Here is a 9,862-nt window from a genome sequence, read left to right on the forward strand (position 1 = left end):
CTGCTCGTTGTGTGGTGTTTTGCATTGCTGACCTGATGGGGTCGGTGAAGTGGTGGGGGTGGTGCAGGACGTCGGGGGCGGTGGCGTAGAAGATGCGCCAGCCGAGTTCGGTGAGGGTGTTGTGGCGGGCGGTGTCTCGGGTTGCCGCGTGGGGGCCGGAATGCCATGCGGCGCTGTCGTATTCGAGTCCGATTCGCCATCGGCGCCACCCGAGGTCGAGACGGCGGCGTCCCTCGGGGGTGGTTATGTCCAGTTGCGGTTCCGCTGGTGGCAGGCCTGCGTCGAGGCAGCGCAGTCTCGTGCGCGATTCCATGGGAGATTCGGCCCTGTGGTCGCTCAATTCGATCAAGGCCAGCGCCTGTCTGCATCCGCGTCGTCCATGGTGGCGTGCGGCTTCTTCATCCAGCGCCATTCGGGGAAGCCCGAGGCGAAGCGCCGCGTCCAAGGTCGCCAACGCGTCCATTGGGTCCAATGTGCGTGCCAGGTCGACCGCCGTGCGTGCCGCAGTGGTCGTCATGGCACCGTTGATACATTGCAGGTCCGTCGAGGAGATCCGGTCCTGGTGCACCACAAGCCCTTTCGTTCGAGAACGCTGTACGCCGGACACGTGCGTCGCGGTGGTGTCGACTACCGAGAAGCCATGCAGTTCCGCAGCCGTGTGGTAGGTCGCGGCGACGACCGGTAGCCCCATCGACAAGCGAGCCGCTTCGACCCGCAGTTCCGGTGTCGTCGCTGTGACGGCCTCCCGATACACCCCGTGGAAAACCCGCACCCACTCACCGCGCCGAACCCGGGCGCGCAGCTCGGCGCGGCTGTACTCCACCAGCGCCTGCCCCGCCGTGAACACACCGAACTGCCTATCGCGAACTTCCTCCAGCAACGCCCTCATCCCTGAAGCATCGCTGCCCCCGCCCCCGCCTACCGTCACCCCACCAGCCCAAACCCTCCTCTTGTGCACAACTACATGTTGGGTATCGAGCAGAGTCATATGGCTGCTTGCTGATCATGAACCGCAGCCATATAACTCTGCTCGATGACCGTCGGACCTTGTCCGACGAGAGGGGTGGTGCGCCTGGCCTCGCCGCCAGCGTTTCCAGCACCCCTTCCGCCCTCGCGGTATTTCTGTGTACTGATCACGCGGCATCGCCGGGGGAGGCGTCGCCGGAGGGCGGAGGGGGTGCGTGCTAGCTGCTAGTTCGGGTTCTCGGGAAGAAGGGTGAGCCCGAAATGCGTCACCAGGGCATACATGCCGCGCTTCAGCCCGGATACGTCATGCTTCAGTTCGGATACGTCGTGTTTCAGCACGGATACGTCCTGTTTGAGGCCTGACACGTCGTCCTTCAGCACGGACACGTCCTGTTTGAGGCCTGACACGTCGTCCTTCAGCACGGACACGTCCTGTTTGAGGCCTGACACGTCGTCCTTCAGCACGGACACGTCCTGCTTGAGGCCCGACACGTCGTCCTTCAGCACGGACACGTCCTGCTTGAGGCCCGACACGTCGTCCTTCAGCACGGACACATCCTGCTTCAAGCCCGACACATCAACCTTCAGCACGGACACGTCCAGCTTCAAGCCCGACACGTCCTCCTTCAGCTCGAACACGTCCTCCTTCAGCATGGACACGTCCAGCCTCAGCACGGACACGTCCTCCTTCAATACAGACACGTCCAGCTCGAGCCTCTCGGCCTTTTCGTGGGTATCGAGAAGGGTCTCTTGGTAAGCCAAGCGCTCCTCCTCCGATCGCCCGTAGTTCCTCTCCAACACGCTCACCCGGCGATCCAGTTGCAGCAGTGTCACCGACATCTAGCCCCCTGTCTCGAATCCAATGAAGATCTCGAGCCTATGGCTTGGCAGTGATAAAAACACTGCCGATCAACGCCTTTGAGCCCTTGGATCGAGCAAGTTCCAACGCGTGACAGTAACCGCGTTCCAGCAAGAAACTTTCTTTACACGAACTTGACCGGAACGGGCGTTGCCGGGCGAACGGACGTTCCATGCTGGGACCATCGCCTACGGGAAGGACGGTTTGTGGTGGACTTCGAGGTTCCTGTCATCGATATCTCGGCCTATGTGGACGGGGCGGGCGCCGCGGCGCGGGTCCAGGTCGCGCGGCAGATAGACGAAGCGGCTCGGCAGGTGGGCTTCATGCAGATCCGTGGACACGGGATCCCCGGACAGGTGCTCGACGGGTTCGCCGGCGCGCTCGACGACTTCTTCGCCTTGGATCAGCCGACAAAGGAGACCTACCGCACGTCGGTCGAGTTCAATCGCGGCTACTCCCCGCCCAAGAGCGAGAGCCTGAGCTTGAGCCTCGGCGTGACGTCGGCGACGCGGATGAACGACTACTTCGAGGCGTTCAATATCGGCACCACGACCGCCGACTACCCCGAACTCGAGCTGCCCGCGGCGGCAGGGTATGCCGAAAACGTCTGGCCCGCAGAGCTACCCGAGTTCCGGCGGCGGGTGCTGGCCTACTACGCGGAGGCCGCGCGCGTTGCGAGCACCCTCACCGCCATCTTCGCCGACGCCCTCGACCTGCCCGCCGGCTACTTCGACAGGTTCACCGACCACTCGCTGAATGTGCTGCGGATGAACAACTACGCGCTCCCGCCCGGCAGCGTCGATCTCGACGGCGAACTCAAGGGCATGGGCGAGCACACCGACTACGGCATCGTCACCGTCCTCTGGGCCGACCAGGTTCCCGGCCTGCAGGTGCTCGGCGCGGACGGGCGCTGGCACGATGTACAACCCGCCGACGACGCGTTGCTGGTAAACCTCGGCGACCTCATGGCGCGCTGGACGAACGAGCGGTGGCTGTCGACCCTGCACCGGGTGATGCCGCCGATCGTGGACGGCACGATCGAGCGCCGTCGCAGCGCGGCGTTCTTCCACGACGGCAACTTCGACGCCGTGATCGAGACCCTGCCCTCGTGTGTCGGCGCGGGCAGCAAGTACCCGCCGATCACGGTCTCCGAGCATGTTCAGGCGAAGCTGGCCGGTTCCCGTGGGCTGCAACCGAATACGAACGCGCAGCGCGAGGCCGCGCGGGCCATGTCGGCGCGCTCGTAATCACTTGCGGAACTTGGCCTCCAGCTCCGTCGCGGCCGCCTGGAGGTCGGCGGGCTCGTTGGTTTTGAAGATGCCCTCGTACCCGGTTTCCGCGCGCACCGCGGCCTCGACCTCCGGATCATGGTACAGCCGAGCGAGTTTCAGCAGCGTCGGGTTGTCCTTGTCGGCGGCCCGCGCGGCGAAGATATTGATGTACTGCTTGAGCTCGGGCCGCTCCGGATCGTCGGTGTAGATCGTGTCGTCCTTCGTCAAACCGGCTGGGCGAGCGAAGGTGTCGTCGACGAAGGCGGCGTCGACGCTGCTGAGGGATTGCGCGGTGAGCGTCGGATCGATGGGCGTCAGCTTCACCTTGGACGCGGCCGTGTCCACGTCCTCGATCTTCGAATCCCAACTGGCGCCGCCCTTCAGCACGATCAGGCCGGCCGCGGCCAGGCTGAGCAGCGGCCGCACCTGGTTCGCGGAGTTGTTGCTCAGCGTTATCTGACCGCCGCGTGGAATGTCGGCCACGGACCTGTGCTTTCGCGAATACAGGGCGAGCGGAAAGATCTCGGTGGCGCCGATGGGCACCAGGGTGTCGTTGTTGCGGGCGTTGTAATTGGCCAGGTATCGCACGTGCTGGAACTTGTTGAGATCGATGCGGCGCTGCGCGAGCGCGGGATTGGGCTGGTTGTAGTCGGTGAAGTTGATGAACTCCACGGCAATGCCCTGATCTGCGGCTTTCTTTTTGTATACCGCCCAGTGCGGCAGTGCGAGATCGTTCACACCGATGCGTATCGCGTCGTCGCGGTGCTCCGTGCCACAGGACACGGAGGCGAGGGCGACGGCGGACACGATCGGGACCAGCAGGAGGCGGTGCAGCAAGCGCATTGCGAGCAAACTAGACGGTCGTCCAAGAATTGGGAAGGGTTTCGCTCACCACAATCCAAACCGTTGTCTCATCGGTTGCCGGGCCGCTTGGATTACCGGGTTCATACAGCGACAAGCATTTCGGGAGCACGAGTGAAATTCCATCGGGTACTGGCGATCCCGGTCCTGGTAGCAACCGCGGCCCTCACCCTCACGGCGTGCGGTTCAGACGACAAGGCCTCCGACGACACGGTAGTGCGCATCGGCACGACCGACAAGGACAAAGCCTGGGACGTCTTCGAGCAGCGGGCCAAGGACAAGGGCATCACGCTGAAGATCACCAACTTCTCCGACTACAAGCAGCCGAACCTCGCGCTGTCGCAGAAGCAGATCGACGTGAATCTGTTCCAGCACTTGCAATTCCTGGGTGCGTACAACGTCGCGAACAACGACACGCTCACCCCGATCGGCTCCACCTACATCGTGCCGCTCGGCCTGTACTCCAAGAAGCACAAGACCCTCGCCGACCTGCCGCAGGGTGCGGAGATCGCCATCCCGAACGACCCGACCAACCAGGCGCGGGCACTGTTCGTCCTGCAGGCGGCCGGGCTACTGAAGCTGTCCTCCGCCACCAACTCGCCGTCCCCCGCGGACATCGACCGCGGCGCGTCGAAGGTGAAGGTGACCACCGTGGACGCCGCGCAGACCGCGTTGTCCCTCGCCTCGGTGGACGGCTCGGTGATCAACAACACCTTCCTCGAACGTTCGGGCATCGACCCCAGTTCGGCGCTGTACAAGGATGATCCGAAGAACCCGGCCGCCGAGCCGTACATCAACGCGCTGGTCACCAGGGCCGAGGACAAGAACAATCCGAAGCTGTTGCAGCTGGTCGAGCTCTGGCACGACCCCGAGGTGCAGAAGGCGCACAGCGAGGTGACCAAGGGCACCGCCGTCGAGGTGCGACGCAACGGCCCTGAGCTGGAACAGATTCTGCAGCGGGTGCAGCAGTCCATCCGCGACGGCAAGTGAGCCAGGCCCAGCCTGCCGTCGAGATCCGTTCGGTCACCAAGGTTTTCGGCAAGGGCGCGAACTCCCATGTCGCGCTGGACAATATCGATCTGCGGATCGAGCAGGGCGAGATCTTCGGCGTGATCGGCTACTCCGGCGCGGGCAAGAGCACGCTGGTCCGGCTGATCAACGCACTGGAGAAGCCGACCAGCGGCACCGTCGAGGTGGCGGGCACGCCGATCACCGGGGTGCGCGAGGGCGAGGTGCGGCGGCTGCGCCGCGATATCGGAATGGTGTTCCAGCAGTTCAATCTGTTCCGATCACGCACGGCCGCAGGCAATGTCGAGTACCCGCTCAAGGTCGCGGGGTGGCGACGGGCCGAGCGCAAGGCCAGGGTCGCCGAACTGCTCGAGTTCGTCGGGCTCTCGGACAAGGCCAAGAGCTACCCCGACCAGCTCTCCGGCGGGCAGAAGCAACGGGTCGGCATCGCCCGCGCGCTGGCGACCTCGCCGTCGCTGCTGCTCGCGGACGAGTCCACCTCGGCGCTGGATCCGGAGACCACCGGTGAGGTGCTGCGGCTGCTGAAGAAGATCAATCGCGAACTCGGCGTCACCATCGTGGTGATCACCCATGAGATGGACGTGATCCGCGCGGTGGCCGACCGGGTCGCGGTGCTCGCCGAGGGCCGCATCGTCGAACTCGCCAGCACCTTCGAGGTTTTCGCCGCCCCCAAGGCGGTGCCGACGCAGTCGTTCGTGGCGACCGTGCTGCATAACCGGCCGTCCGAGGACGAGTTGCGCAGGCTCGGTGAGCTGCACGGCGGCCGGCTGGTCACGGTGGACGTGGACGACCGGCGCGGCGTCGGCGCGGCGCTGGCCGTCGCGGCGCACGCCGACGTGCGCTTCGAGGTGGTCTACGGCGGGGTGAGCACGTTGCAGGACAAGACATTCGGCAGCGTCACCCTGGCGCTGCACGGTCCCGACGACGCCATCGACAAGGTGATCGACGAACTCGATCGCCGGACGGCCTGAAAGGAGGAGCTGTGCAAGCGAATTGGGACTCTCTGCGGCCGCTCCTGTACGAGGCGATCGGCACGACGATCTACCTCGTGCTCGTCACCTTCGTCGTCGGCGGCCTGATCGGGCTGTTTCTCGGCACCGTGCTCTACGTCACCCGCAAGGGCGGATTGCTCGCGAACGCGCCGATCAACCTGCTGCTCAACGTGATCGTGAACGTGGTGCGGCCCATTCCGTTCATCATTCTGCTCGCGGCGCTGGGCCCGGTGACGCTGCAGGTGGTCGGCACCACCATCGGTCGCGACGCCGCGGCGTTCGTCATGATCGTGGCGGCCTCGTTCAGCATCGCCAGGATCGTGGAGCAGAACCTCGTGACGGTCGACCCGGGCGTGATCGAGGCGGCGCGAGCCGTCGGCGCGGGTCCGCTGCGAATCATCTTGACGCTCTTGATACCCGAGGCCCTCGGCCCCCTGGTGCTCGGCTACACCTTCGTGGTGATCGGCATCGTCGACATCTCCGCCATGGCGGGCACCGTCGGCGGCGGCGGGCTCGGCGATTTCGCGCTCGTGCAGGGGTATCAGCGATTCAACTGGCAGGTGACCCTGGTCGCCACGCTCGTGATCATCGCCGGCGTGCAGGTGATTCAGTTCTTCGGCAACTGGTTGGCGCGAAAAGTATTGCGTCGCTGACTTGATGAGGGGTGTACGGCCTCGGCGCGTACACCCCTCATTCATGGCGTGCCTACTCCGGCGTGCAGTGGGTCTCCCAGACTTGGGCGCGCTTGGGCGCCGAGCTGCCGAAGTTCGGGAACGGCGGGTCGAGCGGTCCGAGGGCCGCGATGGCGGCGCGCTCCGCCGCGGCACGGTCGCGGCCGGTGCCCACCGCCCAGTTACCGTCCGAGCTGGCCGCGATGGCGCCGCAGCCGTTCACGAAGCGCACGGCGACGTAGCAGTCCTGCCTACCGCATTCGGCCAGCGCGTCGGCGTCCGACTCACCCCAGCCCGGGTAGTTCCACGCGGCTCCCGTCTTGCCCGTCTTGGGTTCCAGCGCGATCGACCCGTAATACCTGCCCTCCGAATCCGGCTCCGCCTGAGCGACACCCGCACCGGCCGCGACCAAAGCGACCGCCGCGGACCCGACCAGGGCCAGAGCAGCCTTGCGCGACAACGACATTTTTGATCCTCCCGAGAAAAAAGTGGTTTCGCGTCAGATCATGAGCCACCACACGCTATTTCCCCAAACCATTTCTGGTGCCTGAATTGTGCCGGGCCCCAGAGGGTTTCGAAGTGAACCTAACAAAATGGGCACCCGGTCATCAATGCCGCCGCCATGCGGCATTCTTCGACGGTGACCGCTCCACGCCAGAACTCTCCACTTCTGTCACCATCGCCCCGCATCGTAGGCAGAACGATCAGCGAGCAGAGTCATATGGCTGCTTGTTGATCATGGACAGCAGCCATATGACTCTGCTCGGTACCCAACGTTGTGCACAGGGCAGGCGGGTGCAGTGGGGCGAGGCGTCGCATGGGCTGGGGTTTGTGGTCATGGATGCATGCGGGTCTGACGTCGCGGAGGACGCGCTAAGCCGTCAGCGAAATAGCTGCGGGTGGCGTCCACACCGGACATGATTCCGGTGTGGACGAGCAGATTTATGGGCGGTCGAGGGTGGGGCTGCATGCGGTGGCGGAGTTGTTGATCGCGGGGCCGCAGTATCGGGAGTACGGGACTATTCGGTTGCGGGCGGTGCACGAGGGGTTCGGGGGTGTGCGGTGGCCGGTTTCGGTGGTCGGCGCCGAGTTGGTTTGGGCGGAGGGGCGGGCGCCGCTGGAGGGGACCTACCGGGATATCGCGCGGCGGGCCGGGTTCGAGCCTGAGGCGCCGAAGGATTTGTACAAGGACACCACGGGCGTCGACCCCGACAGCGCGATCGATGTGGATCCGGAGGTGGCGCGGCAGATCGGTGCGTGGTTCTCGCTGGGGGACAAGGCTTTACGCTGCTTGGCTCCGGACGAAGCGCCGGTCCTGTGGCCGGAGCACTTCGATCTCTCCCTCTCGCTCGGTGAGGTGAACTACGGTGTGTCGCCGGGAGACGCCGCCCATCCGGGACCGTACGCCTACGTCGGTCCGTGGACGCCGCGCACCGGCGATTTCTGGAACGCCCCGTTCGGGGCCCTGCGCCCGCGCGAGGAGGTCGACTCGGTGCAGAGCCTGCTGGAATTCTTCGAAGAGGGCAAGGCGGCCGCGAGCTGACCCGTCAGGACGAGACGGATTGCGCGAGTGTGTTCAGGTAGTCCGAAGTCGCTGTGTCGGAGGGGAAATAGGCTTCCACGGCGATCTCGTCCAGGGTGATATCGAAGGCGGCGCCGAACGTCGTGATCGTGTTGAAGAAACACAACTCGGTGTCGCCGTGCCGAATCCGGATCGGCAAGGCGACCTCCGCCGGATCGATCGGCATCGCCTCGTCGGCGGGGTAGTACGCGCGCAATTCGGCGTAGAGGCCGCGCAACTCGGCATCGCCGGTCTGCGCGGCCTGACGAGCCAAGCGCGGCAACAGAAAACCGCGTACCTGCTCCAGATTGCGCAGGCGGCGCGCGAAACCGTTGGGGTGCAGTCCGATCCGCATCATGTTGACCGGCGGCCGCAGCAATTCCGGGTCGACGTCGTCGAAGAAGACGCGGGTCGCGGTGTTGGCGAACAACAGGTTCCACCGCCGGTCGACCGCCAGTGCGGGGAACGGCTCGTGCACGTCGAGCACCCGGCGCACCGCGTCCCTCGCCCGCGCCAGCTCCGGATCGTCCGCGGCGCGATGCCGATAGACGGGTGCGTGCCCGGCCGCCAGCAGCAACCGATTCCGCTCCCGCAGCGGCACATTCAGGTGCTCGGCGAAGCGCTCGACCATGGCCGCGCTGGGGATGGTCCGCCCCGTCTCCACGAAACTCACGTGCCTGGACGAGACGTCGGCCTGAATGGCGAACTCCAGCTGGCTCAGCCCGCGCCGTAACCGCCACTGCCGCAGCAACTCACCGACCGGACGCTGATCGTGCTCCACCCGGCCAGTATCGCCGCCCCGCCCACCGATCGGCCATTACATCCCTGGTAATCGACGGCCCGCCCCCGCGTCTGCCACCGTTGCCGCATGACAAACGACCTCGCCACCCGCAACAAGAACCTCGTCCTGCACGCCCTCGCGGAGTTCGCCGACGGCAGCCTGGACGGCCTGCGCGCGATCCTGCACGAGAACTTCATCGCCCACGCCCCTGGAAACCCTTCCGGCCGAGACGCTTACCTCGCATTCACCGCCGCCTCACCAGTCGGCACGGCCCGCATCGACATCAAGCGCGTCATCGCCGACGACGACTACGTGGTCGTTCACTACCACCTGACCCCGCGCGGCGACGACCGCGGCCTCGCCATCATCGACATCTGGCGACTGATCGACGGCCTGATCACCGAGCATTGGCACGCCGCCCAGCCGGTACCGGAGAGCGAGCAGGTCCCGAACGGAATGTTCTGACGCCCGGTGCGGTGGTTGTCGCCCGGGGCTGGGCGGGTGGACGCGCTCGCGGATCGCCGCCATGGATTCCTTGTGATCACTTGTCCAACCCTGGGCGCGTCCTCTCATGCGCGGTGCGGTGGTTGTCGCCGGCCAAACGGGTGGCCGCGCTCGCGGCTCGCCTCTCCGAGCTTCATCGCCGACCCGTCCGGTGCGGCGGGTGTTCGGGAGGCACTGGAGCGGCGAGGGTGAACTGGTGCCGGGACGTTCCCGCGATTCGCCGCCAGGGATTGCTCATGGTCGCTTGTCCAAGCCTGGCCGCGTCCTTTGACGCGCGGCGCGGTGGTTGTCGCCGACCAGGCGGCCACGCTCGCCGATCGCCGCTATCCGGGCCTCGTCGCTGACCGGTCCGTGCGGCGGGTTATCA

11 protein-coding genes are annotated in these 9,862 nt (G+C 65.6%); 6 read left to right on the forward strand and 5 right to left on the reverse strand.

Annotated elements, in window-relative coordinates:
* Together ON39_RS24410 and ON39_RS24415 are read right to left on the reverse strand one after the other, a co-directional pair.
* The coding region (locus ON39_RS24410) for a type IV toxin-antitoxin system AbiEi family antitoxin domain-containing protein (RefSeq protein WP_157195512.1) at positions 1–988 on the reverse strand (988 nt) is incomplete at its 3' end.
* Between the two features lie 203 nt (positions 989–1,191).
* Positions 1,192–1,806, reverse strand: a complete 615-nt coding sequence (locus tag ON39_RS24415) for a hypothetical protein (protein WP_051186994.1) — start codon at positions 1,804–1,806, stop codon at positions 1,192–1,194.
* Between the two features lie 228 nt (positions 1,807–2,034).
* On the opposite strand from ON39_RS24415, the gene ON39_RS24420 reads away from it, so the two are divergent.
* On the forward strand, positions 2,035–3,072 hold the full coding sequence (locus ON39_RS24420) for an isopenicillin N synthase family dioxygenase (RefSeq protein WP_051186995.1): 1,038 nt from the start codon (positions 2,035–2,037) through the stop codon (positions 3,070–3,072).
* Here the strand turns inward: ON39_RS24420 and ON39_RS24425 are convergent, their stop codons facing one another.
* Positions 3,073–3,939 (reverse strand): MetQ/NlpA family ABC transporter substrate-binding protein, encoded by an 867-nt coding sequence (locus tag ON39_RS24425; protein ID WP_040737841.1) that lies wholly within the window; start codon positions 3,937–3,939, stop codon positions 3,073–3,075.
* Between the two features lie 132 nt (positions 3,940–4,071).
* Here ON39_RS24425 and ON39_RS24430 point away from each other — a divergent pair, with 132 nt between their 5' ends.
* From ON39_RS24430 to ON39_RS24440, 3 genes are read left to right on the forward strand one after another with little or no spacing between them, the layout of a single operon-like run.
* Entirely contained in the window at positions 4,072–4,947 is an 876-nt protein-coding gene (locus tag ON39_RS24430) for a MetQ/NlpA family ABC transporter substrate-binding protein (protein ID WP_040737842.1), read from the forward strand.
* Entirely contained in the window at positions 4,944–5,957 is a 1,014-nt protein-coding gene (locus ON39_RS24435) for a methionine ABC transporter ATP-binding protein (RefSeq protein ID WP_040737845.1), read from the forward strand. Before ON39_RS24430 ends, ON39_RS24435 begins: the two co-directional genes overlap by 4 nt.
* An 11-nt stretch (positions 5,958–5,968) precedes the next feature.
* The gene (locus ON39_RS24440) at positions 5,969–6,631 is read left to right on the forward strand and encodes a methionine ABC transporter permease (protein WP_040737846.1); all 663 of its coding nucleotides are present in this window, start codon (positions 5,969–5,971) and stop codon (positions 6,629–6,631) included.
* Positions 6,632–6,683: 52 nt separating this feature from the next.
* Here the strand turns inward: ON39_RS24440 and ON39_RS24445 are convergent, their stop codons facing one another.
* On the reverse strand, positions 6,684–7,115 hold the full coding sequence (locus ON39_RS24445; RefSeq protein WP_040737847.1) for a DUF4189 domain-containing protein: 432 nt from the start codon (positions 7,113–7,115) through the stop codon (positions 6,684–6,686).
* Positions 7,116–7,577: 462 nt separating this feature from the next.
* Between ON39_RS24445 and ON39_RS24450 the strand changes: the two genes are divergently transcribed.
* Positions 7,578–8,192 carry a hypothetical protein gene (locus ON39_RS24450; RefSeq protein ID WP_051186996.1) on the forward strand — a complete coding sequence of 205 codons (615 nt, stop codon included), beginning with the start codon at positions 7,578–7,580 and terminating at the stop codon, positions 8,190–8,192.
* 4 nt (positions 8,193–8,196) lie between these two features.
* Here ON39_RS24450 and ON39_RS24455 read toward each other — a convergent pair whose 3' ends face one another.
* Complete coding sequence (locus ON39_RS24455) at positions 8,197–8,991, reverse strand: helix-turn-helix domain-containing protein (protein WP_040737848.1); 795 nt, start codon at positions 8,989–8,991, stop codon at positions 8,197–8,199.
* A gap of 87 nt (positions 8,992–9,078) precedes the next feature.
* Here ON39_RS24455 and ON39_RS24460 point away from each other — a divergent pair, with 87 nt between their 5' ends.
* Positions 9,079–9,456 (forward strand): nuclear transport factor 2 family protein, encoded by a 378-nt coding sequence (locus tag ON39_RS24460; RefSeq protein WP_051186997.1) that lies wholly within the window; start codon positions 9,079–9,081, stop codon positions 9,454–9,456.
* Positions 9,457–9,862: the final 406 nt, after the last annotated feature.

Origin of the sequence: Nocardia tenerifensis NBRC 101015, from assembly GCF_000308715.1 — a bacterium.
In the GTDB taxonomy this organism is placed as follows: Bacteria; Actinomycetota; Actinomycetes; order Mycobacteriales; family Mycobacteriaceae; genus Nocardia; species Nocardia tenerifensis.